19 protein-coding genes and 2 pseudogenes are annotated in these 26,839 nt (G+C 68.3%); 15 read left to right on the top strand and 6 right to left on the bottom strand.

From position 1 onward, the window contains the following. Both DJ81_RS11250 and DJ81_RS11245 read left to right on the top strand, forming a co-directional pair. On the top strand, positions 1 to 716 hold a 716-nt coding region (locus tag DJ81_RS11250; protein WP_141212579.1), incomplete at its 5' end, for an APC family permease. A 1-nt stretch (position 717) separates the two neighbouring features. Then, a complete protein-coding gene (locus tag DJ81_RS11245; protein WP_094527043.1) occupies positions 718 to 1,365 on the top strand; it encodes a TrkA family potassium uptake protein in 648 nt (215 codons plus the stop codon). Positions 1,366 to 1,372: 7 nt separating this feature from the next. Here DJ81_RS11245 and DJ81_RS11240 read toward each other — a convergent pair whose 3' ends face one another. From DJ81_RS11240 to DJ81_RS11230, 3 genes are all read right to left on the bottom strand, one after another. Then, the gene (locus DJ81_RS11240; protein ID WP_094589785.1) at positions 1,373 to 3,355 is read right to left on the bottom strand and encodes a type II secretion system F family protein; all 1,983 of its coding nucleotides are present in this window, start codon (positions 3,353 to 3,355) and stop codon (positions 1,373 to 1,375) included. Continuing rightward, entirely contained in the window at positions 3,352 to 5,733 is a 2,382-nt protein-coding gene (locus DJ81_RS11235; protein ID WP_094589783.1) for a type II/IV secretion system ATPase subunit, read from the bottom strand. Before DJ81_RS11235 ends, DJ81_RS11240 begins: the two co-directional genes overlap by 4 nt. Before the next feature lie 264 nt (positions 5,734 to 5,997). After that, entirely contained in the window at positions 5,998 to 6,270 is a 273-nt protein-coding gene (locus DJ81_RS11230; RefSeq protein ID WP_141212578.1) for a hypothetical protein, read from the bottom strand. Between the two features lie 327 nt (positions 6,271 to 6,597). Here DJ81_RS11230 and DJ81_RS19685 point away from each other — a divergent pair. The 6 genes and pseudogenes from DJ81_RS19685 to DJ81_RS11205 form a co-directional block, all read left to right on the top strand. Continuing rightward, positions 6,598 to 6,963, top strand: a pseudogene (locus tag DJ81_RS19685) (sulfite exporter TauE/SafE family protein); the annotation flags it as partial. Continuing rightward, positions 6,959 to 7,495: pseudogene (locus DJ81_RS11220) on the top strand (zinc-binding dehydrogenase); the annotation flags it as partial. The pseudogenes DJ81_RS19685 and DJ81_RS11220, both read left to right, overlap by 5 nt. Before the next feature lie 75 nt (positions 7,496 to 7,570). After that, positions 7,571 to 7,738 (top strand): hypothetical protein, encoded by a 168-nt coding sequence (locus DJ81_RS19235; RefSeq protein WP_170938305.1) that lies wholly within the window; start codon positions 7,571 to 7,573, stop codon positions 7,736 to 7,738. A 272-nt stretch (positions 7,739 to 8,010) separates the two neighbouring features. Then, positions 8,011 to 11,328, top strand: a complete 3,318-nt coding sequence (locus tag DJ81_RS11215; protein ID WP_094589781.1) for a right-handed parallel beta-helix repeat-containing protein — start codon at positions 8,011 to 8,013, stop codon at positions 11,326 to 11,328. A gap of 4 nt (positions 11,329 to 11,332) precedes the next feature. Next, the gene (locus DJ81_RS11210) at positions 11,333 to 12,781 is read left to right on the top strand and encodes a PKD domain-containing protein (RefSeq protein ID WP_094589779.1); all 1,449 of its coding nucleotides are present in this window, start codon (positions 11,333 to 11,335) and stop codon (positions 12,779 to 12,781) included. A gap of 158 nt (positions 12,782 to 12,939) precedes the next feature. Then, positions 12,940 to 13,851 carry a CoA ester lyase gene (locus DJ81_RS11205; protein WP_094526316.1) on the top strand — a complete coding sequence of 304 codons (912 nt, stop codon included), beginning with the start codon at positions 12,940 to 12,942 and terminating at the stop codon, positions 13,849 to 13,851. 170 nt (positions 13,852 to 14,021) lie between these two features. Here DJ81_RS11205 and DJ81_RS11200 read toward each other — a convergent pair whose 3' ends face one another. Beyond that, positions 14,022 to 14,390, bottom strand: coding sequence for a VOC family protein (locus tag DJ81_RS11200; protein ID WP_094523225.1), 369 nt, complete (start codon positions 14,388 to 14,390; stop codon positions 14,022 to 14,024). A 190-nt stretch (positions 14,391 to 14,580) separates the two neighbouring features. Between DJ81_RS11200 and DJ81_RS11195 the strand changes: the two genes are divergently transcribed. Continuing rightward, positions 14,581 to 17,682 carry an FAD-binding and (Fe-S)-binding domain-containing protein gene (locus tag DJ81_RS11195; protein ID WP_094589777.1) on the top strand — a complete coding sequence of 1,034 codons (3,102 nt, stop codon included), beginning with the start codon at positions 14,581 to 14,583 and terminating at the stop codon, positions 17,680 to 17,682. 728 nt (positions 17,683 to 18,410) lie between these two features. Here DJ81_RS11195 and DJ81_RS11185 read toward each other — a convergent pair. After that, positions 18,411 to 20,153, bottom strand: a complete 1,743-nt coding sequence (locus DJ81_RS11185; RefSeq protein WP_094526319.1) for an L-lactate permease — start codon at positions 20,151 to 20,153, stop codon at positions 18,411 to 18,413. A gap of 279 nt (positions 20,154 to 20,432) precedes the next feature. On the opposite strand from DJ81_RS11185, the gene DJ81_RS11180 reads away from it, so the two are divergent. The 4 genes from DJ81_RS11180 to DJ81_RS11165 all read left to right on the top strand — a co-directional run bounded on the left by DJ81_RS11180 (position 20,433) and on the right by DJ81_RS11165 (position 24,277). Beyond that, positions 20,433 to 21,035 carry a class I SAM-dependent methyltransferase gene (locus tag DJ81_RS11180; RefSeq protein ID WP_094526320.1) on the top strand — a complete coding sequence of 201 codons (603 nt, stop codon included), beginning with the start codon at positions 20,433 to 20,435 and terminating at the stop codon, positions 21,033 to 21,035. A 4-nt stretch (positions 21,036 to 21,039) separates the two neighbouring features. Next, positions 21,040 to 21,339, top strand: a complete 300-nt coding sequence (locus DJ81_RS11175) for a hypothetical protein (RefSeq protein WP_094526321.1) — start codon at positions 21,040 to 21,042, stop codon at positions 21,337 to 21,339. Positions 21,340 to 21,381: 42 nt separating this feature from the next. Then, on the top strand, positions 21,382 to 22,323 hold the full coding sequence (locus DJ81_RS11170; RefSeq protein WP_094589774.1) for an ABC transporter substrate-binding protein: 942 nt from the start codon (positions 21,382 to 21,384) through the stop codon (positions 22,321 to 22,323). A 577-nt stretch (positions 22,324 to 22,900) separates the two neighbouring features. Next, entirely contained in the window at positions 22,901 to 24,277 is a 1,377-nt protein-coding gene (locus DJ81_RS11165) for a cytochrome P450 (RefSeq protein ID WP_094589772.1), read from the top strand. A gap of 179 nt (positions 24,278 to 24,456) precedes the next feature. Here DJ81_RS11165 and DJ81_RS11160 read toward each other — a convergent pair whose 3' ends face one another. Further along, entirely contained in the window at positions 24,457 to 24,915 is a 459-nt protein-coding gene (locus DJ81_RS11160) for a hypothetical protein (protein WP_094557881.1), read from the bottom strand. 58 nt (positions 24,916 to 24,973) lie between these two features. On the opposite strand from DJ81_RS11160, the gene DJ81_RS11155 reads away from it, so the two are divergent. Further along, on the top strand, positions 24,974 to 26,083 hold the full coding sequence (locus DJ81_RS11155) for an ABC transporter ATP-binding protein (RefSeq protein ID WP_094589770.1): 1,110 nt from the start codon (positions 24,974 to 24,976) through the stop codon (positions 26,081 to 26,083). Then, positions 26,080 to 26,839, top strand: a 760-nt coding sequence (locus DJ81_RS11150) for an ABC transporter permease (protein ID WP_094589768.1), incomplete at its 3' end; no start/stop codon positions are given. The genes DJ81_RS11155 and DJ81_RS11150, both read left to right, overlap by 4 nt.

The following is a 26,839-nucleotide window of genomic DNA, read 5'->3' as shown; positions in this document are numbered from 1 at the left end:
TCAGCCTCGGCGCCACCGTCGTCGTGTACCTGTTGGTCGTGACGGTGGCGATCGGCACGCTGGGCGCCTCGGAGCTCGCCGCCGCCGGCGAGGCCGGCATCGCGACGGCGGCGACGTCGTTCATGCCGACCGGCCTACCGGTCATCCGGAACGGCGGCGCGCTCATCGTCTTCGGGGCGGTGTTCTCGACGGTCACGGCGCTCAACGCGGTCGTGATCGCCTCCTCGCGCGTCGCCTTCTCGATGGGCCGCGAGGGCCAGTTGCTGCCGTCGATCGGCCGGATTCACCACCGGTTCGGCACCCCGTTCGTCGCGGTGCTGTTGAGCGCGGTCGTCATGCTCGGGTCCGTCTTCCTCCCCACGCAGAGCGCGGGGAACATGTCGAGCCTGTTTTTCCTGCTGTCGTTCATCATCGTCAACGTCGCGGTGATCCGGCTCCGGCGGGAGCGACCGAACATGAACCGCCCGTACGAGATACCGTACTATCCGATTCCGCCGATACTGGCGATCGGTCTCAACGGGATTCTCGCCGTGGTGCTGATCGGCTTTCTCATTCAGACCGATCTCCTCGCGCTCCTGCTCAGCGTCGGGTGGCTGGTCGCCGGCGCCGCGATGTACGTCGTGCTCAACCGGTACCGGGCCCGGGGGACTGTTGAGGACGAGACGGCCGCGGCGACCGCCGACCAACCGGCCGCGGAGGGAGCGAGCGAGGACTGACATGACACGAGACATCATCATCGCCGGCGGCGGCCGCGTCGGCTTCCAGACGGCCGAGGTGCTCGCCGCCCGCGACGAGAACGTGACCATCGTCGAGCAGGACGAAGACCGCATCGAGGAGATCGCCGACGCGTGGATCGCGACCGTGATCCGCGGCGACGCCTCCGACCCGGACATCCTCGAACAGGCCGGAATCGAGGACGCGGACACCATCGCCGCGCTGACGGAGCTGACAGGGTTGAACCTCGCGGTCTGCCTCCTCGCCACGCGGCTCACGGACGGGATCAGAACGGTCGCCCGCGTCGATCGGGAGACGGACGGGACGTACGACCGGTTCGTGGACGCCGTCGTCTACCCCGAGTCGGCGGGCGCGCGGGTCGCGGCCAACAAGACCGCCGGGAAGGAGGTCCAGGCGTTGACCGACGTCACCGGAGCGGTCGAGATCCTCGAGATCAGCGTCGCCGAGGGTGCGCCCGCCGCGGGGCGGACGCTCGCGGACGTCGCCTTCCCGGCGGGCACGCTCGTCATCTCCGGCGACGACGGGAACCGGATCTCGCAGCCGGACACGACGCTGACGCCGGGACACCGGTACGTCGTGGCCGTCGAACCGGGCGTCGTCGACGAGGTGCTCCAGCTGATGCGCGGGTAGCTCTGGTTTATACGAGCCCGCCCAGCGTGAAGACGGCGTAGCAGATGCCCACGAGCAGCCCGGAGTGAAGCAGCGCCTCGTAGCGTCCCCGGGAGGCGGTGCCGGCGAACCAGCCCGACGCGAGCATCGTCGCCTGCGTGACGACGTACAGCCGGAAGCGTTCGAGGTCGGGGTGGACCGTCTCCGGCTCCGTCACGAGGTCGGTGGCGCCGGCGAGCTCCGCGAGCCGCGCGGCGTCGATCACCTGCGTGTTGACGACGGCGACGACGCCGGCGACCAGCGCGGCCGCCGCCCAGCCGACCGCGACGTACGGGTGCATCGACGAGCGGAGCGCGCGCTGCTCGCTGTACAGCTGTCCAACCTCGATCCGGAGCGTCTCGAAGACGGCGTCGGCGTCGCTGCCGGCGTTCAGGGCGCCCGTCACGAGCCCGAGCGTCCCCTCCGCCAGCGGCGTTCCCACCCGGTCGACGAACCGGCCGATGGCGACCGCGCGCACGTCGGCGGCCTCGCGGGCGTCGCGGACCTCGCCGCCCCCGCCGGTTCCGGCCCGCACCCCTCCGGTCGCCGTCGTCGACCCGAGCGCGAACGCGAGGTCGGCCACGTCGTCGTCGAGCACCCCGAGGTCGACGTCCCGGGCCACGGCCGCGACCGCGTCCGGGAGGGGGCGCCCGTGCGCGACGTGCCCGGAGACGGCGTGGACGAAGTCGGCCAGCTCCCGGTCCTTCGCGTCGTCGATGCGGGTCCGCCTGACCGCGACGCTCCCCACGGGAATCGCGAACGCCGCGTACGATAGCAGCACCACGTTGACGAGCGTGTACTCCGCGACCGCGAGGCCGACCGCGAGCAGGGCGGCCGGCGGCGCGCAGACGACCGCGGCGCTCGTCGGGTTGCGGCCGACCGAGGCGGCGACCGCGCGCGGCGACCCCGGGAGGTCGTAGCTCGCGCGCTGGTTCGGCGGGCGGAGCGTCCCGACCGCGACCGCGCCGGCGAGCCCGATGGCGACCAGGAAGACGACGGCCCCGTACAGCACGACGGCCCGCGTCGGGACCACCCCGACCGGCGTCTCGACCGGCGGCAGGAGTTCGGGGACGACCACGGTGAGCGCGGTCGCGGCGATGACGAGCAGCGCCGGCAACACCAGCACGGCGACGAACAGCTCCGTGAGGAGCTCTAAGAACCGCCGGGCGCGCTTCCGGGCGCGGTCCTGCCGGTGCGCGAGCATCCGGCTCTCCGTTCGGAGGTACTCCGCGAGCGCCGTGTCGCCGGTCGCCGCGTGCTTACGGAACTTCAGCAGGAACGGCGCGAGCAGCTCGCGCGAGGGCGTGTCGCGGGCGACGCGCCGGAGCCCCTCGTCGAGGCTCCCGGCGAGCCGCGCCGCGTTGAGCGCCTTCCGCAGCGAGGTGGCCGTCCCGCCGTAGGCGTCGCTCGCGGCGGTCTTCGCGACCATCTCTCTGGGGCCGTCGCTCCCGGACGCGAGCAGTTCGAGGTAGCGGACCGCGGCCGGGAGCGTCCGCTCGATGTCCGTCCGGCGCGTCGCCGTGAGCCACCGGAGGTGGAGCCCGCCGAGCCGCACCGTCGCCCGCTTCGCGAGGAGCGCGACGACTCCGGCGAGCGCGACGGCGACCGCTTCGGGCGACGCGACCGGCGCGGCATCCCCTATCTCTCCCTCGACGGCCGCGAGCAGCGCCGGCGTCGCTCCCATCGCGACGAGCAGGGTCGGTCCGGCGACGGCCAGGCAGACGAGCCACGAGAGCCCGTACACCCGGGACAGATACGTTTCGAACCCCGTGTCGAGCGCCGTCCCGCGGTACCGCTTCCGGTCGGCGTCGTGCCGCCGGTCGCTCGCGTGTCGGGCGAACAGCGCGTAGAGGGTCCGATCGACGGCAGACGACCGGCCGCTCCGCAGGAAGCCGTCGGCGTCGGCGGCGTCGACGGCCCTTCCGAGTCCCGGGCTCCCGCCGTCGCCGTCGGTCGCCGGCCCTCCGCTCACGGCTCCCTCCGCCCGTCAGTCCGTTCGCTCTCGTCAGTCCGTTCGCTCCCATCGCCCGTCCGATCCATCGTCCGCGCCGCGCGCTCGACGGTCGCGGCCTCGTCGGTCCGGAGGTCGGCGAGGAACTCGAACAGCGCGTCGACGTCGCGGACGCCCTCTCGGACGAGGTACTCGACGTACCGGCGCTTGGCGAGGAACTCCGATCGCACGGCGTCGACCTCGCGGTCGGTGTGGTCGGCGATCCGCTCGAACGCCCGGAGGCGCGGCTCGTCGCCCGGCGCGGCCGCCGCGTCGGCTTCGGGCGCGCCCGGGAACCGGAACGCGCCGTCGGCGTCGCGCCACGCGAGCGTGTTGAAGTACACCGCCTCACCGCCCTTGTCGACGACGCCGGCGCCGCCGTGTTTCGGGTTTCCGGTAGGGCTCCGCTTCGCCTCCGGGTCGAGCGCCTCGTACTCCTCGGCGGAGAGGGGTTCGACCGCCCGCGAGACGTACCGCTCGCCGTCGACCTGCCGGGGGAAGACGACGAGGTCGATCTCGCGGAGGAGGTACGGCGGGAGTCCCCGCTCGACCACGCGGTTCACGAGCGCCTCGACGTCCTCTGCGTGGGTCGTGCCGATCACGCCGTGGCCCGTGTTGAGCGTCTCCGCGAACGTCTCGAAGCTCGCGGGCGTGTTGATCTCGGCGATCACCTCGACGTCCGGGTTGAGGTAGTTGGCCTCCGTCATCAGCTCCGACATGCTCACCGACTTGTACGCCTCCTCGTGCTCGCGGGTCGTGAGCGACACCCCGGTCTCGTGCGGGAGTCGGACCTCGCGAGACCCCTCGTCGATCGACACCGGTCGGTCGTCGAACGGGATGAAGGGGGTGTGGGCGTTCAGCAGGGTGGTCTTGCCGACGCCGGTCGGCCCCGCGAAGAGGACGACGCCGCGGTGCTCGTACAGCAGCCACAGCAGCGTGACCAGCTCGGTCGAGAGCGTCCCGCGGTCGATCAGGTCGACCGGCGTCATCGCGTCCGCGCTCTGCTTCCGGATCGAGACGTGGGGCCCGTCGGCGGAGATGACGGGCAGCGCCACCGCGCACCGGACCGTCTCGTCGACGCCGTCGACGTCGAGGTTCACCTTCGCCGACGGGGTGGCGGCGTTGAGCTCGGTGCCGTCCCGGGCCGCGAGCGCCGTGACGACGTTGACGAACGTCGTCTCGTCCTCGAACGCGAGGTTGGTGGGGACCCGGGCGCCCGCGTCCGGAGCCGGGCCGCCGCGGTCGGTTTCGACTCCCCCGGCGCCGCCCTCGCCGTCCGCCCTCCGCAGGACCGAGGCGCGCGGGACCACCTTCACGCGCTCGCCGACGCGGTTCGCCTCGACGTCCTCCAGGTTCGGGTCCCGGATCGGCACCGTGAGGATCCCCTCGCCGACGAAGTCGCGCAGCACGTAGTACGCCAGGTCGTCGAGGCGGTCGCGGGCGTACCGGGAGTCGACCGGCGGCACGGCGAGCCCCCGGTCGGCCAGCGCGGACCGGGCGCGGTGGGCGGCCGCGTCGAGCCACGCCCGGGTGTTGCGCGCGGTGAGCCGCCGGGAGAGGAACCGCCGGGCGTGCTCGGCGACGAACGCCTCGCGGTCGTCGACCGCGCCGTTGACGGTCGTCTCCCAGATCCGCTCTTTGCACTCCTCGATCAGCGCCGCGTCGCCCGGGAGGAGGTCGGGCTCGAGGACGGCGTACTTCGTCTCGAACGCGTCGGAGCCGAGCAGGTGCTCGCGGTAGACGACCACCTCGACGGAGAGGCCGGCGAAGCCGACCGCGTACTGCGCGAGCCGCTCGGCGGCGACCCGCTCGACGTAGTCGGCGTCGACGTCGATCCCCGTCTCCAGCGGCGCGAACGTCTCGGTGTGGACGACCAGCTCGCGCTCGTCGCCCACGTCGGCCACCTCGATCCGGTCGTCCAAGGCGAGCGGCGTCACGTCGCCGAGCAGCCGGAGGTCCCGCAGCGCGCGGTAGTCGATCCGGCGGCGCGCGGCGGCGCTCGCGTCGAGCAGGCGGTCGAGCGCGCGGTCGTACTTCGGCTCGAACCCCCGCTCGGCCCGCTCGACGACCCCGACGCGGGTGAGCGGTCGGCGGTGCCGGACCGCGGAGAAGTGGTCGCGGACGCGCGCTAACGCCTCCTCGTCGGCGGGCGACAGCGGCGGCTCGCGCACGTCGTAGCCGAACCGGCCGCCGTCGCGCTCGCGGACCGTGGCGACGACGCCCGGCGCGGCCTCGTACTGTGCCCGCACGTCGGGCGCGTACCACGCCTCGGGGTCGTCAGGCGGGACCGGCGCGGGCACCGCGTCGTCGGAGTCGTCGTTCGGCTCGTCGACGATCCGGAGCGTCGGCGCGTCGCTCACGGTCCCGTTCCTCGCAGGGGCGGCGCCCTCGTCGGTGTCGCGGACGTTGGTTGCGGCTTCGGCATCGCCAGTCGTTCGCGGGTGGCCGTCTCCCCGATTTAAGAATTTATATCATCTCTGATATGTCGTTTCATTTTTGGGAAACGTTCGGACGACCGGGCGCGGCCGGCTCCGACTGCGCCGCTCTCACCGTCGACACCGTTTACGCGAGCCGGACCGAGACCGGTGCACTCTCCGGGCGGAATGTCCGAGCCCGGCGGGAGCCTATCTCTCAGTCGCGTCTTCCGGCTCGATGCAACCCGCCACGCACGAGTTCCCGCCGGCGTCCACGGCGGTCATCGTGCCTCCGTGTTGACACTGGTTCTGGCGGAAGTTGTCGAGCAGCCAGTCGATGACGCCGCCGTCGCCGTGGTTCTCGCAGTGATTCTTACCGTGGTCGGCGGCGGCCGGGGCCACGGACGCGGCCACCGTCATCACTAACAGGGCCAGTATCAGCCCGCATTTCACCAAGTCGTGCGCGAGTGAACGGGGTGACATGGTAACAACACGCATTCTGCGGTTCGAGACAGAAAAATGTCATGTGGGCTCAGTGGCCGGTACAACCCCCCTATGCTCCCGTCTAGGTCAAACGGACGGCTCTCAGCGGTCGCCGTGACCGATCGCCGTCCCGCGTCATCTCCCGCTCGTCCAGCGACCGTCCGCCAGCGCGAGATCTCTTTTTAGTCGATAATCTGATAATTCACTTTCGAGAAACGAATCCGAACACCGTACCCTCCTCCGGTCGAGAATTCGATGATTTCATCCGAATTATTAGTAATAATAACTAATTCATACGCATCTCGGCTACCGGTCGTTCACGATTCAATGAGCCCCTCACTGTCGAGCGACGTGCAGCGTAGCTTCCTACGCTATCAGCACCTGCTCGTGTTTCTCGCCCCGCTCGCGTTCGTCGCCGGGGTGTACGGCTTCGCACCGATGCCCGCCGACGCCGGGATCGACTACTGGACCGCGTACTGGTGGCTGTTCGTCGCGTTCGTCACCGGGGCGACCATCGTCAACACCGTCGGCATCAGCGGGTCGGCGCTGTTCGTGCCGTTCCTCATCTTCCCGCTCGTCGCGTACCCGCTGGAGGCGACGACGCTGGTGAAGATCGGGCTCATCAGCGAGCCGTTCGGGTTGTCGAGCTCCTCGCTCGCGTTCATCCAGTACGGGCTCGTCGACCGCCGGCTCCACGGTGGCCGTGATCGGCGACGGCGCGGCCGGGCTCTGCGGCGTCCTCGCGGCGCGTCGGCTCGGCGCCGAGCGCATCGTCGCGGTGGGCCACCGCGAGGACCCCTTCGAACTCGCGGCGGAGTTCGGCGCCACCGAGACGGTCTCGGCGCGCGGCGAGGCCGCCGCCGAGCGGATCCGCGAGCTCACCCACGGCGGCCCGACCCACGTGATGGAGTGCGTCGGCGCCGCGAGCGCGATGAACACCGCGATCGACGCGGTCCGGCCCGGCGGCACGATCGGCTACGTCGGCGTCCCCTACGGGGTCGACGACGAGGGGCTCGACGTGTTCGGCATGTTCGGCGACAACGTCAGGCTCGCCGGCGGCGTCGCCCCGGTCCGCGCGTACGCCGAGGAGTTGATGGCCGACGTGCTCCAAGGCACGCTCGACCCCGCGCCGGTGTTCACCGAGACGGTCGGCCTCGACGAGGTCGCCGAGGGGTACCGGATGACGGACGAGCGCGAGGCGATCAAGGTGCTCGTCAAACCCTGAAACGCCGGTTTCACGCCCGTCGACGACCGAATCGGCGTAATACTTTTTTGTGCCTAGCGCTTGCCAATAGTTGTCATGTGTCATCACAACATCGAGGCGCGCTCGATCGAGGAGATCCGAGAGCGCCACCGGTCCGAGGAGGCGGACGAACGGCTCGACGAGACTCCCGACGCCGACGCCGTGGACGACCCGGCGGACGACGCCGAGCCGCCGGCCGAGCCGCGGACCCCGGCCGACGACTGACGCGGCCGGGGCCGACTTCGCCTCGAACCCAGACGATTTTTCGTGGGAGATCCCGCGCTGAGGGCTGAGTCCGTATCCCGCGGTGCAGCGTCTTAAACGCCGTTTCAGGGGGAGCCTGAAGAGGTTTCAACGCGCGGAAACGACGGTTCTGGCGGCGAAATACTACCCCTCTCCCGCTACTTCATCGAGACATCTCCACCACGGAGTACTGCGATTATGCACATGCTTATCGACGACTCACGCTGGACGACGCAACGAACGGTGGTCAATAGATGACACGCGCGCGGTTCCGCGCAGTCTTCCTCGCCGCGATCATGGTGCTGTCAGTGATCGCGATGGGGGCCGGGTTCGCGGGGAGTGCGGTCGCAGAGGACGGTGGTACAACCTACGAGGTCGGCCAAGGGGACGGGACGGACTTCGAAACGATCCAACAGGCACTGGACAGTGACTCGCTTTCGTCGGGAGACACGCTCGAACTCGTCGACGAAACCTATTCGCCGTCTGGACAACTGTCCGTGACTACCGACAACGTCTCGATAGTCGGCGTCGGCGACACGACGATCGAGAGCGGATCAACCGGATACGGGATTCACGTCACGGCGGCTGACGTACGACTTACCGGTTTTGAAATCACTGGCGCCGGGACGTACGCGATCAAAGTGTCCGGCGTCAACACAGACAACGGACGGCTCGACGGGTTCACCGCCGAGAACGTCGACGTCCGTGATAGTGGGTCAACGGGAATCGATCTCAATGCGGTCACGAACGCGACTATCGACTCTGTGACGGTCACCGACACCGTCTCTGGGAACGGTGTCGCATTCACTGACGTCACCGACACCGAAGTCACCGATGTCACGACGAGCAACAACACGTGGGGGGGCGTCGCGATCTACGCCGACGGTGCGCTAAGCGATCAACTCGGCGACGACGTCGGATCGTACGGGATCGAGTTCACCGGCGAACTCGGCGCCGACGAGCCGCTGCCGCTCTACGAACAGGCTCCCGCGGACGACCTGATTACCGACATCGACCATCCGACGAACATCCAGTACCGGGTCGCGGCTGACCTCCCCGACGGAGTTTCCGCGAGCGAGTTCGACTGGTACTACACTACCGAATCGGCCGCGCTCGATGCGGCCGCGGCGACGAACAACGGCACTGAAACCGACGCTGCGTACGTCTCTGAACTCGGTGGGCCGTTCGTCGTCGGTGAGAACATGAGCATCCAGACCGCGGTCGACGTGGCAGAGGCCGGTGACACGGTCACCGTTCAGAGCGGGACATACACAGAACAGGTCGTTCTCAACAAGAGCCTCTCCCTAGTTGGGGACAACGCGACTATCACGGCTCCCGCGGAGCGAACGCAGTACCGTATCGCCGAGAGTGACGAGGGCTGGGAACCGGTTGTCTTCGCGTACGGCGGAAGCGAGCAGGACGGTAACGTGAGCGCCGACGAGATAGTCGACGTCGAGATTCAAGGATTCGTTGTTGACGGCGCCGACTTCGACCCGCAAGACCGATCCGTTGGCATCCTGCTCCGTAATGCCGAGGGCGACGTGGTAGACAACACAATCGAGGGACTCGACGCGAGTGCCGAGACGTTCGGGATCTCCGTTCACGGCGACTCCGAGATTGACATCGTCGACAACCACGTGAGCGAGTTCGAACGTGGCGGAATCGGGGTACTCGGCAACGCGAATGACTTTGAGGACCCCGTGCCTAACGTTTCTGTCCGAGACAACACGGTCGTCGATCCTGGGACCACCGGCTGGGCCCCTAACGGAATCCAGTTCGGATACGGTGGTACCGGTGAAGTCGTCGATAACACGGTCTCCGGAATCAATTACTCGGAAGGCGAGACTGCCCCGGGCGGCGTCGTTATCGTTAGCACGAGTGACGTCGAGGTCCGTGAGAACAACCTCACAGACAATGACGACGGTATTCAGGTGATCGGTGGCGGATTCTTTGACGACCCGGTCACCACCGCCAACATCACTATTCGGGACAACACGATATCTGAAAACTCCGTCACCGGTCTCCGGGTCGCATACGAACCGATCAGCGACCTCGTAGTCGAACACAACAACTTCGAAGCCAACTCGGTCCATACCGCGGACTCTGTCGGCGTGCTAAACACGAGCGCGGTCCTCGAAGCGAACAGTTTCGATCGGGCTGCCGTGGTTGGCGGAACGATCTTTTCCGACCTGACTTCGGCCGTCGACAGCGCTGAGCCTGGTGACGCCGTCGTCCTCGGCTCCGGGACCTACGACGCGGACGTCCGCGTCGAGACCCCGAACGTCACTCTCGTCGGCCAGGGCGATGACACCGTGATCAACGGATCCGTCGCGTTGAACGCCGACGAGACCGCTCTGTCGCAGGTCCGTGTGAACGCCTCGGTCGGCGACGTGTTCCCGAACCCGGCGGCCAGCAACAACGCGGTCAACGTGGGCGGATCGAACGTGACTGTCTCCGACGTTACGGTGGACCTCTCCGTCGAATCGGTCAAATTCAGCGAGGGTCTCGCTATCGAGGTGTACGGCGACGACGCTTCGGCGACGATCACGAACGCGACCGTCTCGGGTACCGGCGAGATGATCGACGACGGGCTCACTGCGGTCGTCGGGGTCAGTGTCGATAAAGGTGCCACGGCGACGGTCCGCGACAGTGATATCGACGTCGCAAGCGACGGGTACTCGTTCGCCGTGGTCGCCCGCGAGGGCGCGACGACTGACGTGCGCAACAACGAGCTCTCCGCGAGCGGCGGCGAGCTCAACGGCGTCGGCTTCGGCGTCGAAGGCGACAACCCCGAAGCCCAGACTGTTCGGTTCAACACCTTCGACGGCGTGGAAACGATCGAGAACAAGGCCGGATCCGGCACGCTCGACGTGACGGGGAACTACTGGACCGATCTCGCTGACGTCGAGTTTATCAACGCCAACGGCGGCGAGATCGTCTACGACCCCTTCCTGACGGTCGAACCCAGCGAGCTCAACGCGACCTCGCTCGGTGAGACGAAGGAGTTCGGCCACGACCTCGTCATTCCCGCCGACGGCGACACGCACTCGGTCGCGTTCCCGGCGGCCGCCGAAGGGACCGTCGGCGAGGTCTTCGGTGAGTTCGAGGGAACGGTCTACGCGTACAACGGCACGGGCTGGCAGTCGGGCGACGCGATCGAAAACGAATCGATCGGCGCGCTCGACGCGTTTGCGGCCACGATCGACGAGGGAGCAGGTGATCAGCGGATCACCTTCGAGTACGCCGACTCCGGTTCCGCGATACCGTCGATGACTTCGACCGACCTCGAGGCCGGCTGGAACTTCGTGGGCGCGCCGTCCGGAGACGCATCCGCTGATGATGCGTTTGCCTCGTCGACTACCGACGTAACGAGCGTCGTCGATCTTGTCGCCGGACCGGACGCCGAGATGACGCCGTACGGGCTCGACGCCTCCGGCGAGATATCGAACCCCAGCCGCGTCAGCCCGTTCAAGGGCTACTGGGTCTTCGCTACCGATGATGGGGAACTCGGCGCGGCAGTTCCGGTCGAACCGACGCAGGAAGACGAGGAAGACACGCTGACGGGGAACTGAGCCGATGAACGCCAAACACGCACTCGGTCTGGCCGCGGTCGCGATCGCCCTCGTCGGGCTCGTCGCCAGCGGCGCGGTCGTGGGGGGCGTCGCCGGACAGGACGGCCCGCCGGCCACGCCCGCGGCGTACTACGGACAGGTGACGCTGACCGACGGCGGCGACCCGGTCGACGGCGTGACGATCGAGGCGGTCGTCGACGGCGAGGTCCGCGACAGCATCGAGACCGACGCGGACGGTTCGTTCGGCGGCTCGGGCGCGTTCGACGAGAAGCTCACCGTCGAGGGACCGGTCGACGGCGACGTGACGTTCCGGATCGCCGGCGTCGACGCCGGCACCGCCGCGTGGGAGTCCGGCGCGAACGAGGAGGTCGCCCTCGAACTCGACGAAGCGCCGGATTCGGGCACCGACGACGGCGACAGCGGCGATAACGCCGACGGCACCGATCCGGGTGACGGCGCGGACGACGCCGACCCGGTTGGCGGTGACGGCGGTGACGGCGGTGACGGTGATGGCACCGGCCCCGCCGGCGGCTCCGGTGGCTCCGGCTCCGGCGGCTCCGGCGGCGCCGACACGCCCGACGCGCCGGGCGACGCGCCGACCGACGAGCCGTCGGTCGAAGACGTGGTCCGGGTCCCCGAGGGCGCGACCGCGGTCGCGAGCGAGGCCGCGACCGTGCAGGCGAGCGCCGACGGCGCGTCGAGCAGCGTCGCGTTCGCCGGCGAGACGGGCGTCGAAGGCATCGAGTTCGGCGGCGCCGTCGAGGGCGACGTCGGCGTCGTCGAGCTCGACGCGGCGCCCGAGTCGACCGGACGGGCGCCGGGCGCCGGGGTCTCGGTGGTCGAGATCACGGTCCCGGACGACGCGCGGAACACGCCGGCCACGATCCGGACGCGGATCGGCGCCGACCGGCTCGAAGCGGCCGGCGCCGACGCCGAGGACCTCCGCCTCTCGCGCCACTCGGATGGCGAGTGGCAGGCGCTGGAGACGTCCGTCGTCGACCGCGACGGCGGCGACGTCGTGCTGGCGGCCGAGACGCCCGGGTTCTCTGTCTTCGCCGTGTCGGCCGTGAGCGAGCCCGAGGCGGCGATCACGGTCGATTCGGACGGGGTCGAAACCGGCGAGAGCGTCACGCTCTCCGGAGTCCGCTCCTCGGACCGGTACGGCGAGATCGTCGCCTACGACTGGGACGTCGACGGCGAGACGGCGGCCGGGAGCGTCACCGAGACGACTTTCTCGGAGCCGGGCGAGTACGAGGTCGAGCTCACCGTCACCAACGACGCCGGCGAGACCGACTCGACGACGGCGACGGTCGCGGTCGAGCCGGCCGGAACCGCGGCGGCCGCTCCGGTCGAGGAGCCCGGTCTCTTCTCGCTGACGACGCTCGGCGCGGTGGTCGGGGCGCTCGTGCTCGCGCTGCTCGTCGTGGCCGCGGTCCGGCGCGCGGACCGCTGAGGCGACGGGGACCCCCGGCCGCGAGGGCGGTCCGATCGCGACCGTCCGAATCAGTATTCGTGACGGTCCGAATCAGTATTCACTCGCTTCCGACTCAGAGAAAATACCCCCGGGTAAGGTACCTTTATCTCCGTGGACGAGCGTGATTGAGCCGCTATATGACCGACGTCACTCTTCGCCGGACGCAGCTTGCAACGCCCGCGAGCGACGAGAAAATGATGCACTCGGCGGCCGACAGCGACGCCGACGAGGTGTTCCTCGACCTCGAAGACTCCGTGGCCCCGAACGCGAAGCCGGACGCGCGCGCGCCGCTCATCGAGGCCGCCCGCGAGGAGGACTGGAGTGACAAGGTCCTCAGCTTCCGGATGAACGGCATCGACACCCAGTGGTGGTACGACGACCTGATCACGGTCGTCGGCGAGGCGGGCGAGCACATCGACGACATCATCGTTCCGAAGGTCAAGTCCGCCAGCGACATTCACACCGTCGAGAACCTCCTCGAACAGGTCGAGGTGAACAACGACCTGGAGGTCGGCGGCATCGGCCTCGAACCGCAGATCGAGGACGGCGAGGGGATGCACAACGTCCACGACATCGCGCACGCCTCCGACCGGCTCTCGTCTATCATCTTCGGGCCGGGCGACTACTCCGCCGCGATGGGGACGCCGGGACTCGACATCGGTCAGTTCCCGGAGTACCCGGGCCACTACTGGCACCACGCGCTCTCCGAGTGTAACGCCGCGGCGAAGTCCGCCGGCCTGCCGTGTCTCGACGGCCCGTACGCCGACATCGAGGACGCCGACGGGTTCCGCGAGTCCGCCGAGAACGCCAACATGATCGGCTGCGACGGCAAGTGGGCGATCCACCCGTCGCAGATCGAGATCGGCAACGAAGTGTTCGCGCCGGACCCGGAGACCGCCGAGCGCGCCAAGCGCATCGTCGACGCCTACGCCGAGGCGATGGAGGAGGGCAAAGGCGCCGTGAGCGTCGACGGCCAGATGGTCGACGAGGCGACCAACAAGATGGCGCAGGACATCGTCGAGACCGCCGAGGCCGCCGGCATCCTCTGAGGTCGCGTCCGAACTTCGAGAACGCTCTTCTTTTGACGATCCCCGTCCGCTCCGGAGCCACCGTGTTCCGAAACGCGACGCCGGCGGCTCGACCGTTCGATCGGTCCCGTCGTCGTCGAATAGCGTGAAAACGGTCCGCGGTGACGCGCTCCGTCTCGGGACGGCCCGGACTACAGCGGCTCGATCAGCTCGACGGCGTGTCCGTCGGGGTCCTTCACGAACGCGGTGCGCGCGCCGGCTTCCGGCTGGTCGCCGGGCTCCTTCACGACGCCGTGGTGGTCGATCGCCTCGAAGGTCGCGTCGACGTCGTCGACGCCGACGGCGACGTGGTCGTACCGGTCGCCGTCGTCGCTCGGCTCCGCGCCGTCGGTGTCCGACAGCTGGAACTCGACGCCGGCGTCGTCCGAGACGTACACGTTTCGCGTGTCGCCGTCGGCGGTCGTGAACTCCCAGGAGCGCTCGAAGCCGAGCTGCTCGACGTACCAGTCGGCGGTGCGGTCGGCGTCGGCCACGTTGAGACAGGTGTGAAGTATCTCCATGGGTCGCCCTCGCTCGGTGAGGCAATAAATCCCGGCGGGACGCCGCCGGGGCGGGACGCCGCCGCGAAAATTTATCTCTTAACGTTAATGAAAAAAGCGAAACAGCGCGGCTATCGACCGCCGCAGTCGGCTCGTGATCATATTCATTTTTAACAAAGGTTTTATTCGCCTTTCGACCCCGAGTAGTATCATGGCAACTGAGCCCACGTGGGGAGCTGACACGCCCGACTTGGACACGTCGGCGTCTGCGCTCGGTCACGACCGACCGGACGTCCCCGCCTTTCGGGCGCTCGCGGAGGACCTCCGCGAGCGCGTCGACGGCGAGGTCCAGTTCGACGAGTACGCGCAGGTGCTGTACGCGACCGACGGCAGCATCTATCAGGCGCGCCCGGCCGGCGTCGTCACGCCTCGCTCGGTCGACGACGTGCAGGCGACGATGCGGGTCGCGGCCGACCACGAGGTCCCGGTCATCCCGCGGGGCGCCGGCTCCTCGCTCGGCGGTCAGACCGTCGGGCCGGGCTGCGTCGTGCTCGACTTCTCGAAGTACATGGACGAGATCGTCGAGGTCCGACCGGACGACCGCCGCGCGGTGGTCCAGCCTGGGGTCGTGCAGGACCACCTCGACGACCGGCTGGCCGAGGACGGGCTGAAGTTCGCGCCGGACCCGGCCTCGTCGGCGCGGGCGACCGTCGTCGGCGGCATCGGCAACAACTCCACGGGCGCGCACTCGGTGCGGTACGGGATCACCGACGCGTACACGGAGGAGCTGACGGTCGTGCTCGCGGACGGCTCGCTCATCGAGACCCGCGAGATCGTCCTCGACTCCCCCGAGTACGAGGAGATCGTGGGCAAGGACGACCGGGAGGCCGCGCTGTACGAGACGACCCGCGCACTCGTCGCGGAGAACGAGGCCGAGATCGACGAGAAGTACCCGAGCCTCAAGCGCTCCGTCTCGGGGTACAACCTCCACAAGGTGATCTACGAGAACGACGACGGCGAGGAGGTCATCAACCTCTCGAAGCTGTTCGTCGGCGCCGAGGGGACGCTCGGCACGATCGTCGAGGCCGAGGTGTCGCTCGTCACCCGCCCCGAGGAGACGGCGCTCGCGCTGTACACCTTCGACTCGCTGGTCGACGCGATGAAGGCGGTGCCCGAGGCGCTGGAGTTCCCGGTGAGCGCGGTCGAGCTGATGGACGACGAGGTGTTCTCGCTCGCCGCCGGCTCACAGGAGTTCGCGCAGTACGCCGAGCCGATCCCGGACCGCGCGGCCGCGGCGCTCATGCTGGAGTGGGACTCCGAGCTCGTCGACGACTTCGAGGACGCCATCGCCGACACGAACGCGTACTTCATCGACGAAGGCGACGCGTTCGACGTACTGGAGGCGTACACGCCCGAAGACCAGGCCGACATCTGGAAGCTCCGAAAGGCGGCCATCCCGCTGTTGATGGGCATGCAGGGCGACCCGAAGCCGTACCCGTTCATCGAGGACGCGACGGTGCCGCCCGAGGAGCTCGCGGAGTACGTCGGCCAGTTCGAGGACGTCCTCACCGATCACGACACCTCGGCGGCGTACTTCGCGCACGCCGGGAGCGGCACCCTCCACATCCGGCCCATCCTCTCGCTGAAGGAGGAGGAGGGCGTCGAGAAGATGCATTCCATCTCCGAGGACGTCACCGACCTCGTCTTAGAGCATCACGGCGCCTTCTCGGGCGAGCACGGCGACGGGCTCGCGCGCACCGAGTTCAACCCGAAGATGTACGGCGAGTCGCTCTGGTCGGCGTTCCAGGAGCTCAAGTCGACGTTCGACCCCGAGTGGCGGATGAACCCCGGGAAGGTCGTCTACGTCGACGGCGACACCGCCGCCGAGCGCGGCTACCCCGACACCGCGGCCGACACGGACATGCGGGAGAACCTCCGGTACGGGCCGGAGTACCAGTCGATCGAGCCGCAGACCGATCTGGACTTCTCCGACGAGGGCGGCTTCTCGCACCTCGTCGAGCTGTGTAACGGCTGCGGTACCTGCCGGGAGACCGACTCCGGCGTGATGTGTCCGACCTACCGCGCCTCCGAGGAGGAGATCCAGTCGACCCGCGGCCGCGCGAACATGCTCCGAGCCGCGATCAGCGGCGAGCTCGACGAGGAGGAGATCCACTCCGACCGGTTCCAAGAGGAGGTGCTCGGGCTCTGCGTCGGCTGTAAGGGGTGTAAGAGCGACTGTCCCACGGGGGTCGACCTCGCGAAGCTCAAGGCCGAGGTAAAACACGAGCACCACGAGGAGGAGGGGGCGGGCCTCCGAGAGCGGATCTTCCGCGACATCGACCGCTTCTCGGCGCTCGGGAGCACGCTCGCGCCGGTCTCGAACGCGGCGTCGAAGATTCCGGGCGCTCGCAAGGTGATGGACGCGGTCGCGGGGATCGCCCCGGACCGGGAGCTGCCGACGTTCCGGTCGACCAGCTTCGAGGCGTGGTTCGACTCCCGCGGCCGGTCGACGGTCGCCCCCGAGGAGGCGGTCGACACGGTCGTCCTCTTCCCCGACACCTACACCAACTACAGCTACCCGGCCGCCGGCAAGGCCGCCGTCGCGGTGCTGGAGGCGGCGGGCGTCCGCGTGGAGGTGCCGGGCGACCTCGCGCCGTCGGGCCGCGCGGCGTTCTCGACGGGCTTCCTCGACGAGGCCCGCGAGCGCGCCGAGACCAACGTCGAGCGGCTCGCGCCCCGCGTCCGCGACGGGCAGTCGGTCGTCTTCGTCGAGCCCTCGGACGCCGTGATGTTCCAGGACGAGTACCTCGACCTCCTCGACGACGATGACGTCGAGACCGTCTCCGCGGCCGCCTACGGCGTCTTGGAGTACCTCGACGCCGCCCGGGTCGACGAGCGGCTGGCGTTCGACGCGCCCGCCGAGTCGCTCACCTACCACGGCCACTGCAACCAGAAGGCGACGAACAAGGACCACCACGCGGTCGGCGTGCTCCGCCGGGCCGGCTACGACGTGGACCCGCTCGACTCCTCCTGTTGCGGGATGGCGGGCTCGTTCGGCTACGAGGCCGAACACTACGACATCTCGAAGGCGATCGGCCGGATCCTCTTCGACCAGGTCGACGAGAGCGACGGCGAGACGGTGACCGCGCCGGGCGCCTCCTGTCGGTCCCAGCTCGGCGACCGCGACGCCGACGCCGAGAACCCGCCGCACCCGATCGAGAAGGTCGCCGACGCGGTGACCGGGCCAGCGCCCGACGCCGTCGCCGAGGCAGGCGCTACCGGGGCGACGACCCCGTCGCCCGCCGACGACTGAGCCGGCGTCGCGGTCGACGAGGTCTCGCGACGCCGCTCTCGGGCACAGGCTTTCGCTGCCGCTCGCGCAGGAAGTTCAGAGCGGGTGACGAGCGGCACCGGAAGCGGGAGGACCGGATCGGCGTCGACGATGCGGTACTCAAAAAGACGTGAGCGACGGCGACGATCAATTATAAGCGACGGTTGCGGCCGGCGCGCGCCGCCGAGCGCCCGCGGGGCGCGAGGTGCGCGCGAGGGAGTCGATGGGCCGAAGCGAAGCGAAGGCCCATCGACGAGGCTGGGGTGGCGTGAGGCTGCGTTCCCGCGAGCAACGCGAGCGGGAGCACGGAAGGCGCAGCGCCGAGCGAAGCGAGGCGACCGTCTTCCGGCGGTGCGGTGCTGTGTAGGGCGGGACTCAAAGGGGCAGCCGCGATTTCCGCGAGCAAAGCGAGCGGAAAGACGGGAGACGGAGTCTCCCGGAAGGGCGAAGCACGCCGCAGCAAGCACCGTAGCGAGCGATAGCGAGCGAGGGGCACAGCAAGGCGCGCGAGCCCTCGCGGCTGGGGCTTTGGAGGTATTCACCGTGTCATTGCGGACAACGACGTATAGCCGAGCGGCTGGGGCTTTGGAGGTATTCACCGTCGCTCTACAGTCAACCAATTATAAGCGAGCGGCCGGGGCTTCGGAAGCGGTCCTCTCAGATCGCCGATCGGATATAAAAATAGCCGAACCGCAGTACCGTTCCCGCGTTCAGAAGATACCGGAGAACAGCACGTAGCTGAACAGCAGACACAGCAGGCCGACGCCAGTCGCGTAGTACAGCAGCGGGATCAGGTTCAGCCGCATCACCCGCCCCTCCTGTCCGAGGAGGCCGACCGTCGCCAGGGCGGCGACGAGGTTGTGGATCGCGACGAGGTTCCCGATGGCGCCCCCGACGGCCTGCGCGCCGACGATGATCGTCCGCGGCAGTCCGAGCTGCGTCGCCGCCTCGAACTGGAACGCGCCGAACGTGATGTTCGAGACGGTGTTCGACCCGGCCATCGCCGCGCCGAGCGCGCCGATGAGCGACGCGAAGGCGGGGTAGGCGGGGCCGAGCGTGTCGGCGGTCGTCTGCGCGAGCAGGACGATCATGCTGCCGACCTCGGGCGCACCCGGGTGCGCGCCGGACTGGAGCATCACCTGCACCATCGCGATGACGAACACCAGCGCGATGAACGGCGAGACGATCTTCCGGCCGGCTTCCTTCCACGCGTCACTGACTTCCTGACCAGACATCCCGAAGATCGGGATGGCGAGCACGGCGCTCACGATCAGCCAGAAACCGGGCACGCTCATCCACGCGAAGCTTCCGCCGAGCGTCGTACCGAAGAGGTCACTGAAGCCGATGACGAAGAGGTCGCTGCCGATGAAGTTTGAGATCGGATCGACCGCACGAGTGATGACCAGCAGGATCACCAGCGCGACGTACGGCGACCACGCCTTCAGCAGCGACATGTCCTCGCCGCCGCTCAGGTCGGCCGCCTCGGCCTCGGGCGAGCCGCCGTTGCTGCCGTTTGACTGGCCCGGCTCGATTGTTCCGACCCAGTGGTCGGCCCACCTCTCGCGCTCGGGGAACTCCCACTCGTCGTCGGGCAGGAAGTACCCCGCCCGCAGCACGCTCAAAACGATCGTGCCACCGACCATCGACCCGATGAGCGCCGGGAACTCGGCCGTGAGGAACCACGCCGAGATCCAGTACGGGACCGCGAAGGAGATCCCCGCGAACAGACACAGCGGCGCGACCTCCCAAGCCGGCGCCAGCGAGCGGTCGTCCGGGTCACCGAAGAAGTAGACGACCATCCCGACCGCGAACAGCGGCATCATGAACCCGACCAAGGCGTGATACGTCGCCGCCCACGCGGCCACCTCGACCGAGAACTCTTGGACCGTCATCCCGCCCTCCTCGATCGCGGTGCGGGTGAACTCGACGTTCTCCATCGGGTTCTGGATGCCGACGATGATCGGCGTCCCCACCGCGCCGTACGTGACGGCGATGATGTGTCCGATGATCCCGGCGACGACCGCCGCGAGCGCCGGGAAGCCGAGTCCCAACAGAAGCGGCGCGACGACCGCGGCCGGCGTCCCGAATCCGGCGGCGCCCTCGATGAACGTCGCCATGAAGAAGGCGATCAGGACGATCTGCACGCGTCGGTCGTCGCTGACCGTTGCGAACCCCCGATTGATCCGGTCGAACGCGCCCGCCTCCATCAGGGTATACAGGAGGACGAGCGCACCGAAGACGATCCAGAGGATCGTGATCGCGGTTATGACGCCGACGGCCGACGCCGCCGCCAGCCAGTTCACCGGCATGTTCCACGCGAAGTAGCCGACTGCGAGCGCCGCGACCCACGCGATCGGCATCGCGCGCGTCGCCGGCCAGAGGAACCCGACCAGCAGGATCCCCGCGAGGAGAAGCGGTATCGCGGCCACCGCGACGTCGATCCCCGTCGTCATGACGCTTCCCCGCCGTTGATCTCGTGTACTCGATTCCGTCGACGACTCATGTCACAGGTTATCATCCACATACGACGCGAAGGACATCACGTTCATTAATTATAAAATGTAACTTTCTCTGCCGTCGTCATCTCCCGGTTTACCCCGGTCACGTGTCGCAAATACACCCGGGACCAATTTCTTTATCATTGGCGATCTATCAATTCGAACACCGCTGCCGTCTCTCCCTCCGCGACAGGCCGCCCGAGGAGTCATGTTGCTCGCGCGGTAACGACGGGTATGGACCGTAGCGAGGTGCGGCGAGCGTGGGACGACGTGGCGGCGACGTACGCCGACCGACGCGACCCGGACGGCTCCGACGCGGCGCTGATCGACGACCTGCTCGCCGGGCTTTCGGCCGCCCCCGACGTCCTCGACGTCGGCTGCGGCGACGGCGCTCGGACGCTCGCGAACCTCCCGCCCGGCAGCGTGGGGCTCGACGTCTCCCGGCGCGGGCTCGACCTCGCGGCCGAGACCGTTCCCGAGGCCCGACTCGTTCACGGCGAGATGTCCGCGCTTCCCTTCGCGGCCGATAGCTTCGACGCGATCACGGCGTACCACGCGGTGTTTCACGTCGAGCGCGACCGCCACCCAGACGTGTACGCGGAGTTCGCCCGCGCCCTCCGCCCGGGCGGACGGCTCCTCATGACCCTCCCGGGCGGGCGGTTCGAAACGGTGCGCCGCGGCTGGATGGGCGGCCGCATGTTCTTCTCTGCGCCCGGACGCGACCGCACCCTCGCGCAGCTCCGCGAGGCCGGGTTCATCGACGTGGAGACGAAGACCGCGACCGACCCGCTCGGGAGCAGCACCGAGTTCGCGCTCGCGACGCTCGGCGGGGGGTGACCGCATGACCGATGACACCGACGCGGACGACGCGGCGGGCGTGGCCGACGGGATGCCTCACGACGTCCGCGCGGCTCTCACGCAGCTCCTCGACCGCGCCGGGTGGGCCGCCAAGACCGGCGACACCGAGACTGCGGTCGCGCTCCTCGATACGGCTGAGACCGTCGCCGCGAACAAGCTCCCGCTAGGCGACCGCCGCGACCGGCTCCGGCACGGCTGCCGGGCGGCGCGCGCGGCGCTCCCGGACGGCGACCTCGCGGCCGCCTACGCCGATGCGGCCGCGGCGCGGCTCCCGGACGGGTGAGTCCGCCGGAGCGCTTTTCGCTCCGCCCGCCCATCGGTTGACATGCGCGTCGCCACGCTACTCCCCTCCGCCACCGAGACGCTGTTCGCGCTCGGCGTCGAGCCGGTCGGCGTCTCGCACAGCTGCGACCACCCGCCCGCGGCCCGTGACCTGCCGACGCTCACGAGCACCGTCGTCGACCACGACGACCGCTCGGCCGCCGACATCGACGCCCAGATGCGGTCGGTCGACGGCGCCGTCTACGACCTCGACGTCGACCGCCTCGCCGCGCTGGAGCCGGACCTCGTCGTCACCCAGGCGACCTGCGACGTCTGCGCCGTCGACGCGAGGGCGGTTCACGCGGCCGTGGCCTCGCTCGACCCCGCGCCCGAGGTGCTGACGCTCGACCCGCACTCGTTCGGCGACGTCCTCGACGACGTGACGCGCCTCGGCGCGGCGGTCGGCGCGGAAGCGGCCGCGAACGCGCTCCGCACCGACTGCCGCGAGCGCGTCGACCGCGTCCGGGAGCGGGCCGAGCGCGCGGTCGCCGACGAGGGCCGCCCCCGGACCGCGGTGCTCGACTGGACCGACCCGCCGATCCGGGCCGGTCACTGGGTCCGCGACATGGTCGAAATCGCCGGTGGCGACCCGTCGTTCCAGCCAGACGGCGCCTCCGAGCCGGCGGCGTGGGACGACGTCCGCGCGTACGACCCCGAGGCGCTCGTCGTCGCCCCCTGCGGGTTCGAGCGCGACCGCGCCGTCGACGCGATCGCAGACCTCGCCGACCGACCGGGGTGGCGCGACCTCGCCGCCGTCGCCGACGACCGAGCCTACGCGGCCGACGGCAACGCGCTGTTCAACCGCCCGAGCCACCGGCTCGTCGACTCGCTGGAGGCGCTGTTCGCGTGTCTGCATCCCGAGCACACGTCGGCGTCGTCCGGCGAGCGGGACCGTGTCGCCCGCGTCGACGCGACGACGCCTTCGGTGCGCGCCGACGGAGGGTGACGCCGACCGCGGCCCGGCGACCTGGATCCGTCGCAATCCTCAGCGACTGATCGATACCGGTTACCGAATACAGAGGGTGTATTTACGTAGAATCAAGGAGAAAGCCTCGCGTTTCAGCGCGGGGATGAATCCGACAGTTCTCTACGGTAACCAGGAACTTCTGGTCGGGTGGTTTAACTGAGTGATTGTCATACTACTAGGTAGCCGAGGCGGTCTACCGCCCACCTAATCGGACAATATCGGGATGCAGTAAGAAGTACCTCTGAATCCCAAGTCGGGATAGGAGTAACGGCTGATTGACACAGCCAGTAGCCGTCACCGGGACAGCTACAAACCGTAAACACCCCAACCCAGCGGTACGGTGCCGTGGGAATCTTCGCCCTTCAGGGCGGAGAGGATGTCAATACAAACAGCCGGTCTATCCTCTGCCGCTGCTTCCCGAATAGCCTGTCGAAAGAGAGTACTTACTGATCACCAGATTCGCCCGTAAATCAGTAACACAGACGATGTGTGGATATTTCTATGACACGCCCTACCGGGAAAACGGCTATTAGCAATCATTCATATACGCTCACATATGACGGGTGGAGACACCGGCTCAGGTTCGGACGGTGAGATCGACAGGCTTCCGCCGGGCCCGGACGGGATCCCGGTGCTGGGAAACACCCATCAGTACGTCCAGCAGCCAATGGATTTTTTCGACGAGCTTGCTAAGTACGGTGACGTCGTCCACTGTGAATTTCCGCGTATCGACGCCGTCGCCGTCTTCCATCCCGAGTACATCGGCGAGGTATTACTGGGACAAGGCACATACGAACGGTGGAATTTCGACGAGCTGAAAGAACTCCTTGACTACGAAATCGCACCGCGAGGTCTCACATTCACGCGTGGTGAGGAATGGAAACGACAGCGCCATTTCCTCCAGCCGATGTTCGGGTTGAATCGGTTGCGAGGGTTCAGTTCGTCCATGGTTGCCGCCACGGAACAGCTGATCGAAGAGTGGGACGACGGCGAAGAAATCGTCGTCAACGAGGAATTCTCAGAGCTGACGCTGTCGATACTCACGAATTCGCTGTTCGAGTTCGACCTCGGCGAGCACCGGCAAGTGATCACCGAGGCCGCCGACGAGCTACAGGCCATGGCCGATATGAGTGGCCTCAGTGCCGTCGAACTGCTCTTGCCGTCGTGGGTACCGACTCACAGGAACCGACGGTACGAGCAAGCCATGGATGCGTTCGATGAAACGGTCGATACGCTCATTGAAGAGCGGAGAGCGAACCCCGGCCGGTACGACGATTTCCTGACGATGATGCTGGAAAAGGAGGACGACCACGAGTATACGATGACCGATGCGGAAATTCACGACCACTTGATCACGTTCCTCATCGCTGGTCACGAGACGACGGCGATGGCGCTGACGTTTACGTGGTTGTTGCTGGCGACCCATCCCGACGAACGGGACCGATTATCGCAGGAAGCCACGACTGTGCTTGACGGCCCGCCGACAGCGGCAGACCTCCCCGACCTCACCGTTACCGAGCACGTCGCCAAGGAGGCGATGCGGCTCTATCCGCCAGCGGGGATGCTGTTCCGCGAGGCTGTTGAGGAGACAACGCTTGGAGGCTATCACATCCCCGAGGGAACGAAACTGCTACTGCCACAGTTCACTGTCCACAAGGACGATCGATGGTTTGACGCGCCCGAGCAGTTCCGGCCCGAGCGGTTCACCGATGCTCGGAGTGACAAACGGCCGGACTTTGCGTACTTCCCGTTTGGCGGAGGTCCCCACCAGTGTATCGGGATGCACTTCGCGATGATGGAGTTGAAACATATCATCCCGATGCTTGCCCGAAATGTGGAATTCGAGCTGTTGAGTTCACCTCGGCCAGAGATAAACATGGAGTTGACGTTACAGCCTTCCGAGGACGTTCGGATGCGTGTTCATAAAGAATAAACAGTAACTCGCCGTACTAAGTTTGCAACGAAAATCGGGGTCTGTAGTATCAACGGAGAGTTGCCGTATACGTCCACGAGAAACAGAGTATGCAAGATACGCGCTCTGTATTCAGCGTCGCCTCTCGGACCGCTCAGTCATAGAGAATCGAACAGCACCCGCGATCTCGACCGCCCGATTCAGCTCTCGGCCCGGTCGCGGAGCCCGGACAGCGTCGCCGCCTCGCGGAGGTCGTCGACCGTGCAGTACCACGCGCCCCGGACCCCGTTCCCGTCGTTCTCGACCGGCGAATCGAGCGGGACGAGTTCGTCGAACGCGAAGACGACGACGACCCGCTCCTCGGAGAAGGGATCGATCAGCGCCGCCCAGTCCTCGTCGTCCATCGGGCCGGGCTCGCCGCGGGTCTGCTCTGCCCGGTCGACGACGCGGGCGTAATGGGTGACCGCCGACACCGGTGCGGTCCGGTAAAAGGCCATGTAGTCGAAGTCGGCGCGGGTGCGGTCGTACGACCGCGGCGCGGGGTAAAAGCCCTCGCGGCAGCGCTCGAACGTGTCGGGTCGCGTCGCGACGACGCAGACCCGCGCGTCGCCGGGGGCGTCGTCGGCCGGCGCGTCGGCGGCGAATCGGTCGAGGTCCATCGCGTTCCGCGGTAGCCGCCGGACGCGGATATATCCGCGCTCGGCACGTACCGATCTCATGGCACGCAGCGCGGCGAGCGAACGCGATACCCCCCGCGAGCGCGACGGTTCCCGCCCCGACGACTCGGCGGATCCCTCTCAGCCGGCGCTCGCGATCGAGGGCGTCTCGAAGCGGTTCGGCGGCGGCGCGGAGTCGGTGCTCGCGGTCGACGACGTCAGCCTGACCGTCGAACGCGGCTCGATCGTCGGCCTCCTCGGTCCGAACGGGGCCGGCAAGACGACCCTGATCAAGTGCGCGCTCGGGATCGTCCTCCCCGACGCCGGCTCGGTCCGGGTGTTCGGCACGGACGTGGGCGACGGCCGTCGGGCGGCGTACGCCGACGTCGACGCGATGCTGGAGGGCGCGCGCAACGACTACTGGCGGCTCACCGTCCGGGAGAACCTGCGGTACTTCGCGACGATCGCCGGCGTCGACCCGGACTCGGTGCGGGCCCGGCACGACAGGCTGCTCGACCGGCTCGAACTCACGGAGAAGGCCGATACCCCGGTCCGGGACCTCTCCCGGGGGATGAAACAGAAGGTGTCGCTGGCGAGCGTGCTCGCGGGCGGCGCGGAGCTCGTCTTCCTCGACGAGCCGACGCTCGGGCTCGACGTCGAGAGCTCCCGGACGCTCCGCCGGGAGCTCCGTCGGCTCGCGCGCGAGGAGGGGCTCACCATCGTCCTCAGCAGCCACGACATGGGCGTCATCGAGGACGTCTGCGACCGCGTCGTGATGATGGCGAACGGGCGGATCGTCGCCGACGACGCCGTCGGGGCGCTCCTCTCCGGGACCGACCGCGACGCCGTCCGCGTCGTCAGCGCCGACATCGACGACGCGGTCGTCGCGACCCTCCGAGAGCGGTTCGACGTGCGGGGGGTCGAGACGGGGCTCGGCGCGGTCGCCCGCGACGGACCGGGGTCGACGGCCGTCGAGGTCACCGTCGCTGGCGACGCCCTCTACGACCTCATGGACGCGCTCCGCGAGGCGGGGGTCACGGTGGAGGACATCGGGACCGTCCGTCCCGAGCTGGAGGACGTGTTCGTCGACCTCACCGGAATGGACGCCGGCGGGGGCGACGCCGACGAGGTCGTTTCCGCGACCGCCGACTCGCGGGGGCGGTCGCCGTGAGCGGGGACGAGGTCGCTCCCGCGTCGCCCGACTCCGGACCCGTCGAGGAGCCGCGTCCGGCCACCTACTACCACCTCGCGCGGGCCGTCCTCTACCGCGAGTACCTGATCTTCGTCCGGTACCCGGCGAACGCGATCGGCGGGATCGTCGTCGCGCTGTTCTTCTTCGGCGTCCTCTTCTACGGCGGACGGCTGCTGGCCGGGCAGGCGCTGACGGACTCGCTGTCGGGGATCATCGTCGGCTACTTCCTGTGGACGCTGTCGGTCGGCGCCTACTCGTCGGTGTCGAGCGACATCGGTAGCGAGGTCCAGTGGGGGACCTTAGAGCGGCACATCACCACGCCGTTCGGCTTCGCTCCGGTCGCACTTTTAAAGGGGGTCGCGAAGGTGATCCGCACGTTCCTCACGAGCGCGGTGATCCTCGCCGTCATGCTGCTGCTCACCGGGACCCGACTCAGCCTCGATCCGCTCACCGTCGTCCCCGTCGCGGGGCTCGCGATCACCTCGGTGCTCGGGCTCGGCTTCGCGGCCGGCGGCGTGACGGTGCTGTACAAGCGGATCGGCAACTGGCTGAACCTGCTGCAGTTCGGCTTCGTCGCGCTCATCTCGGCGCCGGTCCTCGACGCGCCGTGGACCCGCTTCCTCCCGCTGGCGCACGGGAGCGCGATGCTCCAGCGCGCGATGGTCGACGGCGTTCGGCTGTGGGAGTTCGGCCTCGGCGACCTCGGGCTCCTCGTCGCCGTCGCGGTCGGCTACC

The organism is Halorubrum sp. Hd13 (assembly GCF_002252755.1).
GTDB lineage: Archaea > Halobacteriota > Halobacteria > Halobacteriales > Haloferacaceae > Halorubrum.
The sequence above is the reverse complement of the archived record's forward strand: the minus strand, read 5'-3'. Positions and strand labels throughout refer to the sequence as shown.